The organism is Nitrospira sp. M1 (genome assembly GCF_965152605.1).
Genome location: NZ_OZ224217.1, coordinates 4,270,401 through 4,288,365, shown reverse-complemented (window position 1 = coordinate 4,288,365; position 17,965 = coordinate 4,270,401). Strand labels below are relative to the sequence as shown.

18 protein-coding genes are annotated in these 17,965 nt (G+C 48.3%); 3 read left to right on the top strand and 15 right to left on the bottom strand.

The annotated features are described in order from the left end of the window. Nucleotides 1-362: 362 nt before the first annotated feature. Nucleotides 363-722 (bottom strand): hypothetical protein, encoded by a 360-nt coding sequence (locus tag ACWHX8_RS19305; protein WP_447969767.1) that lies wholly within the window; start codon nucleotides 720-722, stop codon nucleotides 363-365. Nucleotides 723-1,169: 447 nt separating this feature from the next. Here ACWHX8_RS19305 and ACWHX8_RS19300 point away from each other — a divergent pair, with 447 nt between their 5' ends. Both ACWHX8_RS19300 and ACWHX8_RS19295 read left to right on the top strand, forming a co-directional pair. Beyond that, nucleotides 1,170-2,468: a DEAD/DEAH box helicase gene (locus tag ACWHX8_RS19300; RefSeq protein ID WP_447969766.1), complete on the top strand. Its 1,299-nt coding sequence runs from the start codon at nucleotides 1,170-1,172 to the stop codon at nucleotides 2,466-2,468. A gap of 185 nt (nucleotides 2,469-2,653) precedes the next feature. Continuing rightward, complete coding sequence (locus ACWHX8_RS19295; protein WP_447969765.1) at nucleotides 2,654-3,979, top strand: NTP/NDP exchange transporter; 1,326 nt, start codon at nucleotides 2,654-2,656, stop codon at nucleotides 3,977-3,979. Between the two features lie 437 nt (nucleotides 3,980-4,416). Here ACWHX8_RS19295 and ACWHX8_RS19290 read toward each other — a convergent pair whose 3' ends face one another. The 14 genes from ACWHX8_RS19290 to ACWHX8_RS19225 all read right to left on the bottom strand — a co-directional run bounded on the left by ACWHX8_RS19290 (nucleotide 4,417) and on the right by ACWHX8_RS19225 (nucleotide 17,388). Beyond that, nucleotides 4,417-4,920, bottom strand: a complete 504-nt coding sequence (locus ACWHX8_RS19290) for a hypothetical protein (RefSeq protein WP_447969764.1) — start codon at nucleotides 4,918-4,920, stop codon at nucleotides 4,417-4,419. Nucleotides 4,921-5,507: 587 nt separating this feature from the next. Next, nucleotides 5,508-5,945 (bottom strand): hypothetical protein, encoded by a 438-nt coding sequence (locus ACWHX8_RS19285; protein ID WP_447969763.1) that lies wholly within the window; start codon nucleotides 5,943-5,945, stop codon nucleotides 5,508-5,510. 131 nt (nucleotides 5,946-6,076) lie between these two features. Next, nucleotides 6,077-7,507 (bottom strand): c-type cytochrome, encoded by a 1,431-nt coding sequence (locus ACWHX8_RS19280; protein ID WP_447969762.1) that lies wholly within the window; start codon nucleotides 7,505-7,507, stop codon nucleotides 6,077-6,079. Between the two features lie 74 nt (nucleotides 7,508-7,581). Then, nucleotides 7,582-8,985: an MBL fold metallo-hydrolase gene (locus ACWHX8_RS19275; protein ID WP_447969761.1), complete on the bottom strand. Its 1,404-nt coding sequence runs from the start codon at nucleotides 8,983-8,985 to the stop codon at nucleotides 7,582-7,584. A gap of 33 nt (nucleotides 8,986-9,018) precedes the next feature. Then, nucleotides 9,019-10,014 (bottom strand): hypothetical protein, encoded by a 996-nt coding sequence (locus tag ACWHX8_RS19270; RefSeq protein WP_447969760.1) that lies wholly within the window; start codon nucleotides 10,012-10,014, stop codon nucleotides 9,019-9,021. 17 nt (nucleotides 10,015-10,031) lie between these two features. After that, a complete protein-coding gene (locus ACWHX8_RS19265) occupies nucleotides 10,032-10,481 on the bottom strand; it encodes a cytochrome c (RefSeq protein ID WP_447969759.1) in 450 nt (149 codons plus the stop codon). A gap of 76 nt (nucleotides 10,482-10,557) precedes the next feature. After that, entirely contained in the window at nucleotides 10,558-11,076 is a 519-nt protein-coding gene (locus ACWHX8_RS19260; RefSeq protein ID WP_447969758.1) for a DUF1264 domain-containing protein, read from the bottom strand. A gap of 87 nt (nucleotides 11,077-11,163) precedes the next feature. Next, nucleotides 11,164-11,352 (bottom strand): hypothetical protein, encoded by a 189-nt coding sequence (locus ACWHX8_RS19255; RefSeq protein ID WP_447969757.1) that lies wholly within the window; start codon nucleotides 11,350-11,352, stop codon nucleotides 11,164-11,166. Between the two features lie 60 nt (nucleotides 11,353-11,412). Beyond that, entirely contained in the window at nucleotides 11,413-12,006 is a 594-nt protein-coding gene (locus ACWHX8_RS19250; RefSeq protein WP_447969756.1) for a rhodanese-like domain-containing protein, read from the bottom strand. 697 nt (nucleotides 12,007-12,703) lie between these two features. Then, nucleotides 12,704-13,048 carry a DUF5615 family PIN-like protein gene (locus tag ACWHX8_RS19245; protein ID WP_447969755.1) on the bottom strand — a complete coding sequence of 115 codons (345 nt, stop codon included), beginning with the start codon at nucleotides 13,046-13,048 and terminating at the stop codon, nucleotides 12,704-12,706. After that, a complete protein-coding gene (locus tag ACWHX8_RS19240) occupies nucleotides 13,048-13,464 on the bottom strand; it encodes a DUF433 domain-containing protein (protein WP_447969754.1) in 417 nt (138 codons plus the stop codon). Before ACWHX8_RS19240 ends, ACWHX8_RS19245 begins: the two co-directional genes overlap by 1 nt. A 101-nt stretch (nucleotides 13,465-13,565) precedes the next feature. Next, the gene (locus ACWHX8_RS19235) at nucleotides 13,566-14,954 is read right to left on the bottom strand and encodes a sigma-54 interaction domain-containing protein (RefSeq protein WP_447969753.1); all 1,389 of its coding nucleotides are present in this window, start codon (nucleotides 14,952-14,954) and stop codon (nucleotides 13,566-13,568) included. 159 nt (nucleotides 14,955-15,113) lie between these two features. After that, nucleotides 15,114-16,841: a hypothetical protein gene (locus ACWHX8_RS19230; RefSeq protein ID WP_447969752.1), complete on the bottom strand. Its 1,728-nt coding sequence runs from the start codon at nucleotides 16,839-16,841 to the stop codon at nucleotides 15,114-15,116. Between the two features lie 91 nt (nucleotides 16,842-16,932). Continuing rightward, on the bottom strand, nucleotides 16,933-17,388 hold the full coding sequence (locus ACWHX8_RS19225; protein WP_447969751.1) for a hypothetical protein: 456 nt from the start codon (nucleotides 17,386-17,388) through the stop codon (nucleotides 16,933-16,935). Between the two features lie 357 nt (nucleotides 17,389-17,745). Here ACWHX8_RS19225 and ACWHX8_RS19220 point away from each other — a divergent pair, with 357 nt between their 5' ends. Beyond that, entirely contained in the window at nucleotides 17,746-17,919 is a 174-nt protein-coding gene (locus ACWHX8_RS19220; protein ID WP_447969750.1) for a hypothetical protein, read from the top strand. Nucleotides 17,920-17,965: the final 46 nt, after the last annotated feature.

Sequence of the window (17,965 nt, the reverse complement as noted above, 5' to 3'; positions counted from 1 at the left end):
ATACGGCAACCGTCAGTCGGCGCTTGGAATGACGAGAAAGTCAGTTCCCATTCGTGGACACAAACATACGACGGGGCCATGACAGCCACGACCATTCCGGACACGAGAACATTTCAAAGTCTGTTCAGGATGTTTCGTCACACAACCGACGGGACTCGCCGGAGGAGGGTTTGTTCCGCACAGGACAATGAATTCTTTATCTCTATCAAACTACCCTATAGGGGGATTTAATGCAACGTGCTGTCAGCAGATTGTTGGCAACACGTGTCTTTACGTCGTTCGTTCAATGGGCTGCTGACGGTTACAGCGTAACTCACGAGGGACGATCGCTAATGATGCGATCCCTCTCTCTCCATGAACGCTTACTTCTTCGCTGTGGCATTGGCCTTGTAGGCCTTGTCTTGAGTTTCCCAGTCAAGTCGGAGACGTTCGGACATAATCTTTGTCTTATCCATACGTTCGCTCATCAGGTCGAGTGTTCGATCGTGGGCTAACGCTGCTTCAGTCAATACTGATGAATGATACTGATCGCATAAGACGCGGAGCACTTCAGCATTGGGTGAGGCGATTCCCCTAGCCTTGCAAAACCCAATTCCAGCTTTGGTCATGGTCGTCCCATCAGCCTCTACCAACGGTTTAGTGCCGGAGGGAGCATCACTGCCGGTAAATTTAATGACGGTGCCGAAATCACCAATTGCATACCGAGGTGTCTCACTACTCATCGTAATCTACTCCTTCTTCGTGATATAGGTGAATTCCCAGGTCCCCAATTTATGGTCCATTCACAAACTGTCGCTAGGGGCTAGTGTCCTGTCAAGTTGGACTCTCAACGATTGAGAGATGCGTAGTGTACTCGTTTTTCCTGCAATGTCACAACCTTAAGAAGCTTTATTCTTCGCCTTCCGATTACCTACGTTATGTTGAGCCTTCTGCATAATATCAAGGTACCCGAAGGAAACTACTAATTTGACATTACGGGAATTCTACAGTACTCTCTGATTAGTCACTGTTGAATCGGTCCGGCGACGCTGACGCTAGCAATACTCCGGGCCCCGCGATCGTATCGCGACCAGATCCTGCTCGGAGCGGACTTCCTCCCAATTCTGCCTCCATCGGTTTTCTGACCACGTGTAAATACGATCCCTTTCTAAAAACTAAGGAATATCTCTATGTCCAGTTCTGACTCCACGTCCGAAGAGACGTTATCGTTTAGTGCGCTTGGCTTATCTGAATTTCTCTTACAAGATTTAACCAAAGCCGGGTTTCAAGAACCTACCCCTATTCAAGCCAAAGCAATCCCTCCGGCCCTTGAAGGTCGTGATGTTCTGGGTTGTGCCCAGACAGGTACCGGGAAAACAGCGGCCTTTATCATTCCAATGATTGAACGGCTGGCTCAAGGCGCCAAAGGGGCCCCTCGTGGGCTTGTTTTAGCTCCTACTCGAGAATTAGCCATTCAAATTCAACAAACCGTGGATCGTCTGGGACGATCTCGTCGAATTTTTGCGACGACTGTTGTGGGTGGAGCCGATATGAATGCGCAGATACGAGGGCTGCGACAACGCCCGGATATCATTGTCGCGACTCCAGGCCGTTTGCTGGATCATATGTGGCAAGGCACCATTCGGTTTAACCAGCTTCAGATTGTGGTGTTAGACGAAGCGGATCGCATGCTCGATATGGGATTTGCCCCACAGCTGAATCAGATTATGGAAGCGGTGCCAGAAGAACGGCAGACTCTCTTGTTTTCGGCCACAATGCCGACAAATCTTGGAGATCTTGCGCGGATGTCCCTCAAGGACCCTGTCCGAGCCATGGTGTCAAAGTCGGCGACCTTAGCCACTGGCGTGACTCAGACGCTTCATCATACGACTTCTTCAGACAAAACCCCTCTGCTTCTTTCTCTTTTGAAAGGCAAAGGCGAATCGGTCCTCGTTTTTACCAGAACCAAGCATCGCGCCGATCGGTTAGGGGAAACCTTGGAACGTGGCGGACATCGAGTGGCGGTTCTTCATGGAGGACGTCGTCTGGCTCAGCGCCGCACGGCCTTAGAAGGTTTTCGCCGTGGACGTTTTCAGATTCTTGTTGCGACGGACATTGCGGCTCGCGGTCTTGATGTTGCCAATATCGGACATGTCATCAATTACGATCTTCCCAATGTTCCAGAGGATTATGTGCATCGTTTAGGTCGTACCGCACGTATGAAAGCCGTAGGTAGCGCCACCAGTTTCGTGACGGTTGAAGATTCTCGACATATGCGAGAGATTGAGAAACTGTTGGGGCAACCGGTTCCATCGGCGCCAGGGAGTCGACCACGATTTCAACCAACACCGCAGAACACCGGTCAACGCCCACGTCCTGGATTTAACCGTAACGGACCATCACGTCAAGGGCAGGGTCAGGAACAGCCTCGTCGATTTGGCTCAAATCGACGGAGTGGCGGACCACGGCCTGCCGCCTCTGCCAGATAGAGATAGTTCAGACGACTAAGTACTGATTGTGTTCTCAGCTCTACTTCTTCTGGAATCCAGAAGGAGTAGAGTCAGAACGAACATCTCAATCTCGACGGAATATTCCCACCTTTCCCTATCCCGACTCTGCAGTCAGTGGCCCCCTTTCTCATTCTGCGCTATAGTGCACGCGCAACAACTGTTTCATGTCTAGTTCTTCCAACACGCTCCTCTATCGAATGCTCAGATGGGTTGTTTTCGTGCACCCCAATGAAGTGCGCGCGCTGCTCTGGTCATTTGCCTATTTTTTCTGTGTGCTGGCAGCCTATTACATTCTTCGACCTGTACGCGATGAAATGGGCGTCCTTGCGGGTGTGCATGCATTGCCTTGGTTTTTCTTTACCGTTTTTCTCACGATGCTGGCGGTCGTTCCATTGTTTGGATGGGCAGCCAGTCGTCTTCCTATTCGTCGTCTCCTTCCAACCGTCTATATGTTTTTCATCGTCAATCTGATTGGGTTTTTCATTGCACTCAAGGTCGGAATAACGATGGTCATGTTAGCCCCGGTCTTTTTCGTGTGGGTCAGTGTGTTTAACTTATTTATCGTGTCTGTCTTTTGGAGTTTCATGGCTGATGTCTTTTCTACCGAGGATGCTCGACGGTATTTTGGTTTCATCTCTGCCGGGGGGAGTCTAGGGGCTATTAGTGGACCGTTGTTTACAGCGACGGCTGTAAAAGGGCTTGGCGTCGCCAGTTTATTACTTGTCTCTGCGACATTATTACTCATGGCTGTGGGATGTATCATGGCATTGCTGGCTTGGTTTAACGAGCGGCATGGAGAGGATTTAGGGGCTAAGCATCTGGCATCGTCGATGAACCACGAGTCGCCGCCAAGTTTATGGATAGGCATTGCTCAAATCGCTCGCTCGTCTTACTTGCAAGCTATGTGCATGTATTTGGTGTGTTATTCCATCCTCTCAACGTTCCTGTATTCGCAACAAACGATCCTTGTCCCGCAGGTCGTTCCGAACTCCGAGGACCGCCTGCAACTGTTCGCATCTGTTGATCTAGTCGTCAACGTGCTCACAGTCTGCATACAAATGTTTGTGACTGGTCGGTTGCTGACCTATCTTGGCGTGACCGCCTTGCTTGTTGCCATGCCATTGGTGAACATTTTGGGGTTTGGCATATTCGGGATGGCGACACTGTTGTCGGTGTTGATTGGTTTTGGCGTGCTACGTCGAGCAGGAGAGTTTTCTCTCACCAAACCCACGAGAGAAACGCTCTTTACCGTGGTTCCACGAGTCGAGAAATATCAGGCCAAAAATGTCATTGATACCGTCGTCCATCGCGCAGGCGATATGACGGGCACCTGGGTGGGGTCGGCCTTGCATGCATTCGGCATGTCGATCTCGCAGATGTCGTTTGCCGCCATACCAATTGCCTTACTCTGGTTGTTCACCGGTCGATTCTTAGGCAGACGACATGAGAAGATTCGAGAAAAACTTCGATTAGCAAAGGACAAAACATAGGGTTTTAGTCATGAAGGATTGGCGAAACCGAAAAATATGCATTCTTCTGTGCAAAACCCCAAACCCTGCTGGATACTATAGAAAAATCTTCTTATTGATTCAAAATAGAATTGCTTATTTATCAATAAGCATGCCTGACCCCTATTTTGCGAAATACATTAATGGGGCCTTGTTGATTTGGCTATTCGAGATAACATCATTAAGCTCATTGGTTACTCGATCATGGGCGCAAATTCGAAGTTCGGTCGACCCTCACACACACACAACCTAAATGTATTGGAGGAGTGACACAAGACATATCAATTGATATGTCTTGTGTCTGTGTGGCGATGTCTGGGGCTCAAGAGCTAGCAGTGTTCTTTAGAGAACATAGGGTATGATTCTATGCTGTATTTTCTCTTGCTGTCTGTCGTTCATGAAAAAACTCTCTCAGACGATTACTTCACATCAACTGACATAATCACGAATTCTTTATTCAATTGCCCACCCTGGTGTGGCTCTACATAGGTGCCGTCATAGTAGTACCATTGCAGGGGTTTCATTTTGCCTAATTCACTGGGATGACGTGGAAGCTTTGTCACATCTAGGCCGTTTGCGATAAACGTGGCTGGGTTAATGAAGTAGACGACATCTTCATGTGTCTTCTCAGGTGTCTCGGAGAAATGAATCATATTATGCTTGGTGACCGTCTCGAGCATGCACATTTCTCCACTTGCCTTGGTGGCATCAATCGGAATCATTTTTGAGTCGGGGCCGAGAATATTGGCAATCGCATTAATCTCCTGTCGCGCTTTACCCTCTAATTTCAGCACGGGGCCGAACTGTTCTTTCATGGTGTCTGATGAATCGTCTGCGAATGCGAGAGGAGTGGTTGTCCAAAGAAATGCTGAATTCATTGCAATTCCAACGCAGAGCACGAATAACTTTTTGTTGATCTTCATGGTTATCTCCTTGACGTATGTCTGTTGATAAAAAATCTGACCTTTTTTGTTTAATAGTCAGTCCGAAATGCGTCGAAGAAGTCTTGACCACTTCTCCAATTGCCGAGTAGAAACTCGGATTTATTCAATAGCAGATCAAATGAATCTTTTGGCCATAATGACATCGCGAATTAAATTCTTTCTCTACGGTTTTATTTTCGGTCTCTTACAGACGACAAGACTTGCATGAGATTCCTCATTCTACCACCTATTTGATAATTCATGACAATTGATACCATAGTATTCATCGATTTTCCTCCATCGCTATCATCAATCTTTCTGTGATTAGATGATTCTTGACGATGGAAACGTTTGGCTGTTCATTAATGGGAATCAAATTTGATTCTGATAGGTGAGACATTTGCATCATGAAGGTAGACACATTGGGGTAGAGTTTTAAAACGAACCCTGTCTCAAGATTTGTACCCAATTCCGTTTCTCTATGAAGACTCTAAGAAATGTTAGAACCTCCGACTCCCCCTTCCAGTCATCAAGGATGAAAGAAGGGGGAAGTGATCAATGAAAAATCACGGTGGAATGACATTACTTCATATGCCGAATCCCAGCTCAGGCGACGGATTCATGGCATATTCAATTGCCTGAAGGGTATGTTGTAACGCAAAGTCCACCGCTTGCCCAACTTCTTTGGGTGCCTGCTGGTCTTCTAATGCCATTTCAGCATCTTCTAAATGGTGGATAAGGCCGATCCCATCACCTGGGTTTCCTACCTTTTCATGAAATGGATCACGAAACCCTGCAAAGTAACTTGGATTTTGCTGGCCTCCTAAAATGTTCACTGCGCGTTGCATATGGGTTCGAACCCACGCACTGCCTTTTCGATGGGGGCCCAGCGCCTTCTCTGCTTCGGTGAGAGCGAGCTCCATTTGGGTATGCGTCTTTTCAATTAACGGCTTGATCTTGGCTTTCCAGTCGTCCGTTGCCAAGGATGGCCCTGCAAGACTCAATGCGAATGCGACGACCATCATACAGATGCCCCATTTGAAACCGTCTGTTTTTTACATGTGAGATCCATGTCGCTCTCCTTTTTGTGGTAAATGAATAATGTTGATGAATGTTCAAACATTTGAACAGTGAACCCGTTATTTTCGTCATTCTCTTATTGAGCAAGGTGCCTCAGATAATGAATGAGCTGCCAGATTTGATTATCCGGCATTCCCGGAAAGGCCATCATGCCTGTACCGGGTGAGCCATTTTTGATGATCCAAAACATCTGTCCATCAGAAATATCCTTCATGGTCTTTCCGCAGGTAAAGTTCCGAGGGTGTGGATTTAATGCCGCGCCCATTGGGCCGTTACCATCACCTTTGTCTCCATGACATTGTTTGCAGGCCAAGGGCTGTGCCGTTTCGTGAAACAGTTTTTCACCAGCCTTGATATTTTCCGGTGAACTCGGCAAGGGGTTCGTCAGCTTTCGAAACTTGCCTGGCGCTTGCTTGGTGTTACGTGGTTGTGGGCATACCCCTGATGGTCCGCCTACTGCTGACGCTGTGCTTGCGGTTTCGGGTGCACCTTTAAACGTGGTCTTTAAATAGGCAATCACATCGGCCACACCTTGCTTTCCGCCGATTGTCAGTCCCCAGTAAGGCATCAATGATGACTTCCCAACGCCTTTCCCACCGTAATAAATCACGTTATACAGATAATCGAGAGGAATTTTGTCAAAGGGAATATTGGCATGAACTGCCGGTTTGGGTTCTAACCCTGACGCCGCCGGGCCATCGCCCTTCCCTTCGGCCCCATGACATTGGGCACAGTACTCTTTGTATATCTGCGCTCCGTTTTCGACACGAGGATGGTCAAATTCCTCGCTTTTCCAAGGTTCGTAAAAGGGAAAGTCCTCGACGCCGCGTGTCGCAATAAACCCGGTGACATACCGGAGGCCGAGCTCACTCACATCGCCCACAAATTCCCCGCTGTGCGGGACGAAGTCCGGGGGATTGGAGTTAAAGCGATAGATCCAGTCGGCTTTGAGTCTTTGGCCCGAATTAAAAAACGATGTGCTTTGTGGACCGCCGGTCTGTTTCCCATCCACCATGATCTGGTGACAGCCGATGCATGAATGCTGCTTAAAGATTTCCTCCCCAAACTTTGCTTCTTGTTTGCTAAACGTGGCCATATCAATGGCGTTGTTCTTGACGCGTGGATCTTGGAGGTGTGTCTCGATGTATTCAGCTAGCGCTTGGGCTTCTTCGTCAGACACGGTCATGTGAGGCGTTGGCTTTTGGCTCTGATCCCATCGATATGACTTCTGGTACATCGTCGGCTCTTTGCCCGTTAGCCAATCGATCATCCAGTCTTTTTGAAATTTGCTGCCAGCCCACATGAGGTCTGGGGCCTGTATTTCAAATCGGCTTTGAGCTTGTCCTTTAATTTTGTGACACGTTGAGCAAACTGTGGTCAGCGTTTTTTCAGCCTGCTGCTGGTCGGCGGCCAACAGGGGTGTTCCGCTACCGAGTATGAGCAGGGCACTGCTCATACCTACTCGAACATAATTTAAAAATTGGTTGGATGACGACGCGACATACATGATTCTGACCTCCTAGTGATCAAAAGCGATGATGGAGAATCCCGCATAACGGTCTTCTGTTTACGGTTTCGTTGTTACCGAACTGTTGCGGTCGGTTCTGATTGAATTTTCCCCCAGGCTTCAATGCCTCCAACGAGATCCATGACATTGGTGATGCCATGTTTTTCCAAGAGACTGGCGGCGATCGACGAGCGATACCCCGATGCACAATGCACCACGATTTGCCGGTTTCGAGTCACTTCATCAACGCGTTTCTCTAGATGATTCACCGAAATATTCACGCTGCCGCTAATTTGTTTGCCCTTCCACTCCTGTTCATTCCGGACATCAAGCACAAGCGGGGGCTCAGCCGTTTGTAACTCTTCTGCTAGCATCTGGGCGGTCATTCGAACGGTGCGATCTACGAGGTCAACACGATGAGACAAGGCTTCCATTCCACCTCGCAAATACCCTGTGACCTGATCAAACCCAATTCGACCTAATCGCGTTGCGGCTTCGGGTTCACGTCCTGGTTCAGCAATAATGACAATACGCTTTTGAGGCGAAAGGATGATCCCAGCCCACGTCGCGAATTTACCGCCGAGCCCAATGTTTATGCTTCCCTTCAGATGTCCACCGGCAAAATCTGCTGGGTCACGGACATCCAATATGTGAGCCCCGGAGTTTTGTAATTGGAGCACATCGTCAAGGGTTAAGGGTTTCAGTTCTTCTTCCAGAACCTGATCAAGTGTTGGCCGTTCAGTCCGATTGAGCATAGCGTCATGACTGAAATATTTTGGGGCTTCTGGTTGGTTCGCGGTCACGAGTTGTATGAATTCATCTTTCTTCATTGGCTGTAAGGCATAATTGTATCGTCGTTGTATTGCCATGGTGGAAAAGGTGTCAGTGCTCAGATTTTTTCCACACATCGATCCGGCTCCATGAGCAGGATACACAAGCGTTTCGTCGGGTAACGGTAGAAGTTTGTTCTGTAAGGAGTCATACAACATCCCCGCTAACTCATCGGCGCTGACTCCCACTGAAGCCATGAGGTCTGGGCGTCCCACATCGCCAATGAACAATGTATCCCCGGTAAGTACCGCGTAGGGGATGGAACCGCTTTTCTTCAAATCATAGACGAGGATGGAAATGCCTTCTGGTGTATGCCCAGGAGTCTCAAGTATCTGAAGCTGGACTGTTCCAAGCTCTACGCGTGCGCCATCCTTGACTGATCGAAACTGAAAGTCAGCCTGGGCTCTAGCCCCGAGACAAATTTCTGCCCCTACTCGATCGCGCAACTCCAGATGTCCAGCCACGAAATCAGCATGGAAATGCGTGAGAAAAACGTAGCGAATCTCTAATTGCTGTTCTTTAGCATCTTTGACATATTGATCAATGTCTCGTTGTGGGTCGACGATGACTGCAGTCCGTGTTTCTTCGTCTCCAATCAAAAACGACGCATGCGCTAAACACTCTAAATAGTATTGCCTGAATATCATGGGAGGCCTCCTGCAATGACAGTCATTTGAGAATTAAAATTGATATGCCCCACCGATCCACACATTGCTATCAATAATCGTGCTTGGCTCAAAACTCGCCTTGCGCTGTGAGCGTTGATAGCCGACCGTGATCTGTACCGCTGTTGATAATTGATGTTTGACCTCAATGTCCCCTTGCCAGACATCTTCCGTTCCGCCGTTCCGTTCATCCCCAGCAAGGTCACTCGTCGAATTGTTCCGTTCGTAATGAAGGGCCAACCCCAAGATCGTATTCTCATACACGTCAACTTCCAGTTCCGTTGAGGCATAATGGTTGATGTAGGACACATCGTCACGAAATTGAGGCTGATGACGTCCGTCCGCGAGCCCTCGTTCAAAATGATAGCCTACCGTCAACGCTATCCCTGGTCGTAGTTCCCAATCCACGTGAGGCCCGATGGTCCAAAAGTGGGTATCTCGTTGCTGAAAGTCTGCGTTGTATAAACGAACGCCATAACGTCCCAACATGCGAAGTATGAGGTTATCTACAATTTCTTGCTCAATGGTCCCCGTCCAAAAATACGTGGTCACCCGTTCCTCCGCCAAGTTTTCACTTTCAGCTCGTCGATTCGTATTGTTCCCTAAACATAGATTCGGACCATAGTGATATTGCAGGCCTAGTGTCGTTTTTGAGGGCAATGTCTGTTTAAGTTGGACGCCATACGTGCCGTGAGTGAAACGCGAGTGCTCCTCAAAGACAAATCCCTGTCCACGAACAGTTAACGTCGTGGTCCCTAATTGAGAGGTAAACGTCTTTCCGACTGTAAGGACTGGCTCGAATACCACATCGTCCCCTTGATCGGTCATATCGATGACCGGTTGCGTCGGGTCTTCCTGTAACGACAGTCGTTGGGCGGCAGAAAAGAGGCTCACATCATCCGTATAAAAGACCGTCCCTTCCAGGTTGAGAGTCCATTCCGCTTTTGCGACTTCCCAAAACCCGATCGTCAAGAACCAGAGTGAAAAAAGAAAAACAGGAGTCTTCATCATGACTCATGGCATTCTTGTCAATCATGCTTCCCAAATGATCGTACGTACAAAAGGATGTGCCACGCCTCATCTTCCGTGAGGACTAATGGAATAAATGACGCCATATCGGTTCCTGGGCTCCCGTTTTTTAAAATCCAAAACAGTTCGCCATCTGTGCGTGCCGCCTGCCAAGCCGTATCTGTGAAGTTTCGGGGTAGTTTTCCGACAAGTCCCGGGATCTTGCCTAGACCTTTGCCGTCGCGGCCGTGGCATGTCACGCAAAAGGCTTTTCCCTCAAAAATCTTTTTCCCTTGTGCAATGGTTTCCGGTGATGATGCAAAGGGGTTCTGCCAGGATCGGGCTTCGGCTATTTGATCCTGCGGCACTCTGGGTTTCAATACGTCTGGATTGGCGGCCCCGCTGCTCATTGGCCAAAGGCTTTGAGCCAGAAGAGCACACACCCATAGCGTTCCTATTGTCCTAGGCATCACGAATACTCCTTACTAATTATGTGTTTGAGAGAACACAGGGAGAGCGTTCTGCTGCTCTCCCTGTGTTGTGGGGTTACTCTGTTCGAAAGACGTGTCCGAGCGAGGTGGGCGTTGAGACCGTTCCATCCGGGACTACCTGACCTTTGCCCCAGAGGTGGATGATCACGCCATCAGTTTTCCCAGCAGCTTCCGCCAAGGCTTTGACTTTGGCAGGATCTTCAACGTCGAGGATTTGAACGCGTCCGGTATCGATTTCAACTTGGTGATCATGGAAGGCTCGATTCCATTGAACTAACGGAACATTTTTTCTCGCAAGTTCTTTTGAAATAAAATACTCAATAGCCACAAGTTTCGCGTTGGCGTCGGTGGATTCGTATAGCTGACATTGCAGCAACTCATCTGAAATACCTTTGCAATAATGATGGTACGGTCCACCGACGGTACCATCTGCCATCATATGCGGAGCCTGGATATGAATATCATATCCATCGGTTGGCGCACTCCCTCCACTCATCGCGGGTGTCGTCATACAGCCCATGGCCAAAAAACTTAGAGCACAGAGATACATGACTGAACGAATTGATCGACGCATCGCAACCTCCTTGAAATAATAAATGAAACCTATCCGGCCCTCGGTCACACTCCTACGAGTATAGATGTTTTCATCGATGTTCCCAAATTACGCCACATTTTCTTTTTCTGATGTGAGGTACTTTCCCTTGGCCTCGGATAGCCGTTTTTGTAACACCAATGGATCAACGGATGATCCGCAGTTCAGGCAGCGCCAAATTGGCAAGTCAAAGATTGCCTCGTCTGGCCCGTATAATCGATCAAATATCATTAAGCCTTCGCATCGTGTGCATTTCATGATCTATCCTCCTTCTTCCTTATATTGTCAGACATACTCCGTTTTGCATCCTTGATCATCTCAGAGAACTACGCCTTCTCTTAATACCGGAGTTCTACGATTGTATGGCAATCTGGCCAATATCATGCCCATCAAACAGGAGTCGGTCCACCCGGCATGAATTAACCCAATTCCCGCTGCCGCCGGTACAACTAAGAGCCATGGATTCACCAATACCCCTAAGATGACTCCCGTCACGATCATCATTCCCGCACCGAGTCGAACTTGCCGTTCGAGTGACATCCCTTGTTTGCCGCGGATGACAGGCTTTCCGTCGGCAGTCCACTGTGTTATTCCGCCTTCTAAAATGCGGGTATTACGGATTCCATGAGCGGCTAACTGCTTATGCGCAAGTTTCACACGATTCTGAGTTCGGCAAACAAGCGTGAGTTCTTTGTAATTCTTGGCTGCCTCTACTAGTTCAGGTAAGGACGATTCCAGTTCAGTCAAGGGGATGTTCTTCGAATGAGGAATATGAACTTCTTCAAACTCGCCAGGCGTCCGGACGTCTACGATTAACTGGCTTGTGAAAGGGGTAGGATTCTGGTTCGAAGGAATATTGCCTTGTAATCCTTCTTGATGGAGGAGGTCTCGATCTTTCGTGAGTGTTTCCATGTATTCTTCCTTTTCACTTGCCTATTGTTTAGAAATTTTCCTACTCCTATGTATTGAGCAATGTATATGCCAAAGTCTTGTGTATGTTTTTATGGAATTAATTAAATAAAATCAATTGTTTATGTTGTGGTTGGCTTTTGTGATACCATGGCGTTAACAGTAAAACGTTAACTCGTTAACTTAACATTTTACTGTAATGGAAACGGAGGCTGAAGCCTTTGTCTGTACCGAGCGATATTGTGCGGAGTTCGGTTATAGCCGTTCCAGTTATGGAATCGGTTACATGTCGACCTACGGAATGCTGGTTATAGCCGTTTCAAATAACTTCCGCTGGTGGAAACGTTGTACCGCGCTGAGTTCGTTGTATTTTCCTGTTTGGAACGTATTTGGATTCGCTATAACCCTTCGTTATTGAACCGTCAACCGTCTGCCTGGCATCCAAGCGGGCATAACCTTCATCATGATCAGTTGTATCGCGCAGGGTTCGTTGATCAACCTCAGCTGGAACGTATTTAGTTTCGCTATAAAAGGTGAGAAGGTCTAACTCACGTCGCTCGTAATCCAAAACTTTTGAAGTTTTTTCCAAGGCGTCACGTGACTGACTCACAATAATTTAGCGGACTCGAGTTGGCGGCCATTGGTTTTGTGTAAGGCTGAGAGCACAAGATTTTGTTTTTCTTTATAGGTAGGTCTGTCCTTACAAAAAGTCCACGGTGTAGGGTGGAAGGCCTTGGGGATGCTTGGTAGCGTAGTTGGCAAGGGCCTTTGCCAACATACCAAATTGGTCTCCGGGAAATGTATAGGGAACGATTAAGACACCATGATGAGGTTTTTGCGTGTGAAAAGCTTGAAGGGTTAAGGAAATAAAATCGTTCCGATTTCTTGTTACGACACAACGCTGTTCCTCATTGGCTCGCATTAATTGTTGGGCATCAGACAATCCTTCGGCCTTGACCTCGTGCGCACTCACTGCATTGACACCTTTGGCACGCAATCGTTCAGCAATTTTCTGACTTAAATCTTCATCAAGATAAAACTTCACTATTTCTGAGAGATGAGAGCAGGAAATCGCTCGGCTAGTTGTTCTTGAGTCCAATTCCGATTGGCAACCATCGATTCTTGTATTTCTTTTGGATAGGTAGCGTAAAATCCTAGGGCAGCTCTCAATTGGGTTTCAGGCAGCCAATGGTATGATTTACGTAGGCGAGAGAGATCTTGATGAACACTATCGTAGACGGCAATCACTTCCCAAACATCAAGCCCTGTGCCGGCAATATGGGCCCGCCTCCCAGATGGACCATCAACAAATACGATTCCGGGACATCGTCGCATTTTCACAGCTTCGTTGACGAGTTCGTTGACCATTGCTGTAAAGTCACGCCCCGAAGCTTTGGCCATATCTTGAATAGGTTCCGCAATTTCCTTTGGAATGCGAAGACTTTTTTGAACTGTGGACATTCCTCACCTCTTTTTTATGGGATGCATTGCATTATTGTATAATACAGTGAAATGCACTGACCATCAAGTGGCATCATGTCCAATACTTAATTCCCTTGGGATTAGGAGCGTAAGGAGGCCTGAATTCCGTACTTTTGGAGTTTCTTCCAGAGAGTGACCCGGCTCATACCGAGTAATTTGGCGGCCTCGAGTTTTCGGCCGTTGGTTTGGTGAAGTGCTGAAAGGATTCGGTCCCGTTCTTGGTCATGTTCTGCTGAGAGGACCGGTGAGGATGTTGTCGGCGAAGATTTGCAGTCAGGCAGTCGAATTTCAGATGGGAGGTCCAAAAGGGTTAAGCAATCTCCTTCGACAGTGACAAAGGCATGTTCAATGGCATTGCGTAATTCTCGTACGTTTCCGGGCCATGAATATTTGACGAGGTGCTGCATGGCATCTTGCGCCATGTCGGTGACGGAACGCTGATAAATTATTGCGTACTCCCCGATGAAATGGTTCACCAGTAATGGAATGTCCTCTCTCCGTTCTCGCAGGGGTGGCATGGTGATCTCAAACACGCGAATGCGGTAGTAAAAGTCTTCACGTATGTCGCCGGAGGCCAGTGCTTTCTTCAATTCCTTGTTGGTTGCAGTGATCAGCCGTACGTTGACTTTGATCGCACGTTCATCGCCTACACGACGGACTTCTCCTTCTTGTAAGACTCGAAGGAGTTTGAGCTGAAGCAGCGGGCTGGTATCTCCGATTTCATCTAAAAATAATGTTCCACCGTCTGCAGCTTGAAACACGCCGACCTTATCGCGAATGGCTCCGGTAAACGCCCCTTTGACATGTCCGAAGAGTTCACTTTCTAACAAGGTCTCAGGAATCGCCGAACAATTAATGGCGAAAAATGGCTGATTTTTTCGACTACTGAGTGCATGGATGGCTCGAGCTGCTAGTTCCTTTCCCGTCCCTGATTCTCCTGTGACCAAGACCGACACGTCGCTTTGTGCGGCGAGACGCAGTCGGCGAAACACCTCCTGCATGACTTGGCTTTTCCCGACCAGTTGCTGAAAGGCATCACGGGACTTGGTTTGTTCTTCCAGGACCGCGATCTTTTCATTACTCAGAATAAATGCGGTTAAATCTGTAAATGTTCCGACCGCTCCTATTACGGTGCCTTCTTCATTGCGAAGGACAGAGACATTGCCATAGAGATAGAGTTCACGACCGTCTTTTCCAAGGACTTTGCATTCTTGATTGCAGATGCCCCAAGGGTAGGGTGTCGGGTTCTCCAAAAACTCTGTGAGCTTGCTAAACCCTTTACAGGTCTGGCCTTCCAGGACATGACAGGATTGTCCGATAACATCCTGGCTCGCATACCCGGTAATCCGCGCAGCTCCTGCGCTCCAGGCGACGATGTGCCCCTGGGCATCAACCGTGAACACGCCATCGGCCATGACATCTACCATGTTGCTTAAGATGCCAGGGTTTTTTCTAAAATCCAGTTCCATAGACCGTATCCCTGTAGAGTCAACTTCGTAGGGAGCGTACAGTTCTGTAGAGACTATACCGTATTCAGGTTCTTTCAAACCAAAACGGTCCTTCCCTATTCGGAAAGGACCGTCCTGGAAATTGGCCAAAAGTTGCCAATCGAATGGTTGAGACAAAGGCTATTTGGCCGCGACTAACGATTGGAAGGTCGGGTCGGTGTTGACAAATCCTTTGAGGGTGTCATTGTGGAGCATGTAGTCCCACGCTTCAGGCGTGGCCCCAGGTATTTGATCAAACCAATCACGTGACTGCGTTAAGAGGTCGACCATGGATTTTTTGTCGAGTGGAACACGAAACGCCAAGCTGTATGCCATGGCATACGTTGCGGTAAATTTTTCAAGTGGGTCTTCGGTCAATTCAAGCGCGGTACTCGCTTCTTCATACCCTTTGGTTAAGTCGGGGTCATCAAAGTGCCGATTCCACGCCACTTTGCCTATTCGTGACCACGCTAATTCCAGTAATAATCTGGCTCGAAGTTCTTTCTGGTCTTCAGGAATTTCACTCAGTAATTCTTGAGGTGAAGAAATCGAGGCCCGTTGATCGTTCGTCCATTGATACGCAATGCCTAAACGACGACGGTTTTCAAAGTCACCAGGTTGAAGGGACGACAAGACTTCCATGACCGGGATCATCCGATATAAATAGTCTGCTGCTTGGGGTTCAGTTTTGCCGCCCATTCCCATATCTAGGGATAAATCCATCCGATCAGTTTGCGATTGAACGGTCCAGTACAATTCATTAAACCGCTGAGCCAGGAGCTTCTTTTCGATGTGTACCCCGTGATTCCGTTCCCCGTAAGTCAGCAATCCGTTGTACAAGCGGTCTGCAAACACTTGCAGAGCGTCTTGATATCGTGGATTGACGAGCAATATCCGATTGAGCAACATCAAGGACTCTTCCTGGTTCGAGGTGGTCTTTGCTTCCTCGAGTCCTGCTTGTAGCGCATCTGGTGCGTCACCGGGGCCCCACCATTCGGTGGAGTGAGGCGCATACCCGCCAGCTTCGATTACAAAGGGGATGGTGGTGCCATGTGGTCCCTCCAACGGAATATCCAAAACCGCCTCATTCACAGGGAATCCTAATTCCTTGAGATTCGACAGGACGACCCATTTGACCTTCACGGCCTTCACAATGCCTTGTGGTTTTTTATAAGGCACTGCCCAGTCTTCCGCCCCTGACGCATTGGAAACCGGGGACGTCATGGGATTGGGGTAGGTAATTCGAACAGTCACTAAACTCGTTGGCGTGGCAAGGACAGGGTCACTCTCTTGAACCTTAAAGGAGGCATGAGGGATCGGGCCTACACTCAGTTTTTCCATGGAAAAGGGCGCGTCAGGTTGAAGAACCGAGATTTGATGCATGACAAAAAAGGATGGTGGTAATTGTCGGCTTCCTGTCTCAGCGATAAAAAATCGTTGAAAGTCTTCAAAGTCGACCACACGTCCTTTCCCTGGCCACACCGCGTCGAGTGCACGATCTTCCTGTTGAATCGCGCGGCTGTGTGCGTCTTCGCGGCGTTGGGTACACCAATCATAGACAGGATCCGTATCGGCAGGAAATTGGTCGTCAATAAGCTTACCATCTTGTTTCATCTTATAGAGGCAGACAAAGTCGTGTTGCCCTGCAACAATTCCATTGTCTTGAGATACCGCTTCGGCGTATTTTTGGACGGTGGTGAACAGCTGAGTGTCGTCCATTGCCGAGCTGTTCGCTACCCAGGCCAGTTGCCCCACGCTAATGAGGCTCATGGCGATTATCCATGTCACGAATCGGGAGTATTGATTACATTGATGGATCACTGGCATATGACATTTCCAAGATGCTTCTTGGTGTAAAGTCTCTTTCATCGACCGCAACTCCTTCCAACATATCGTTTGTACTTTGTCCTTACAGACCCTCTTATCACACTGCAAACCCTGGACTCTACCATACCCCTTCTTACTCCTGCACTACTATGATGCCCTGCATCACATGTCCTGGAAGATCACAAAGAAAGGGGTAGGTGCCGGTATTTTCTGGCGTAAACGAAATTTCCGTTTGACCGATCGGAGGCAGGAGGACACGGAGGAGGCCTTTGTTCCCAAATTGAGGGGCACCATTGCCGCTTACGTTATGTGTCGTTCCGAGGAGCAGTCCGACAGGTACAAACGCATGGAGTTCGGCATCTTTGTTCCGCAATATTATTCGAGTTTTTTGGCCGAGTTGTAAGGAAATCCTGTCAGGCTCAAACTTTCGGGTTTTGACATCGATGATGATATCGGTTGTCGGTGGGGTAGCCGTAGGAGGATTCGCTGCGAATACAGTCGGTTCCCCACCCCCGCTTATTGCGACGGTCAAAAACGTCATTATCAGGAGCGATTGTATGAAATGTGCATTCTTCCCAGGCATAGGCATAACTTCTCATTCTCCGTTATCTCAATATTTTTAGGTATTTGGGTTACGCTTTCTTAATTATATCCGGCGGGCTCCGAAATACGGAAGAGAACGTACGTTCCCATCACCGGGGTGTACAAATTCCGGCATACGCAATTGTTGAAGATGATAATCACAAATTGGGGGGAACCCGATAGAAACCGTATGACTGGTAGAGGAGGAGTCGCTGAAGACCGATTAAATTTGAACAAAACGACGGACGTGAAGTCAGCATGCGTGGTCCACCAAAAATCTCAAGAATCCTCTACTGACACCGATAACCCATGTAGAAAGAGCAGTCAAGGCTGTCATCATAAACATATAATAAAGAGTCGGCATATGTTTGGAAATTCAGTGGAGTTAGTTGTTGTCGGTTTCATCTTATTCCTGGGTATTTTTCTTTATGGCTGGATCGACTATCGTCGAACAATCCGCGTTGGAAATTTCGGGCTGGCCATGGTGAAAAGTCGCCTTAACGATACCCGTCAGCCTACTCGCACCCGTCGCCGGTAATCCTGTCGGCTATTCTGATTATTCGTGCGCAGACCTGCTGGGGCGT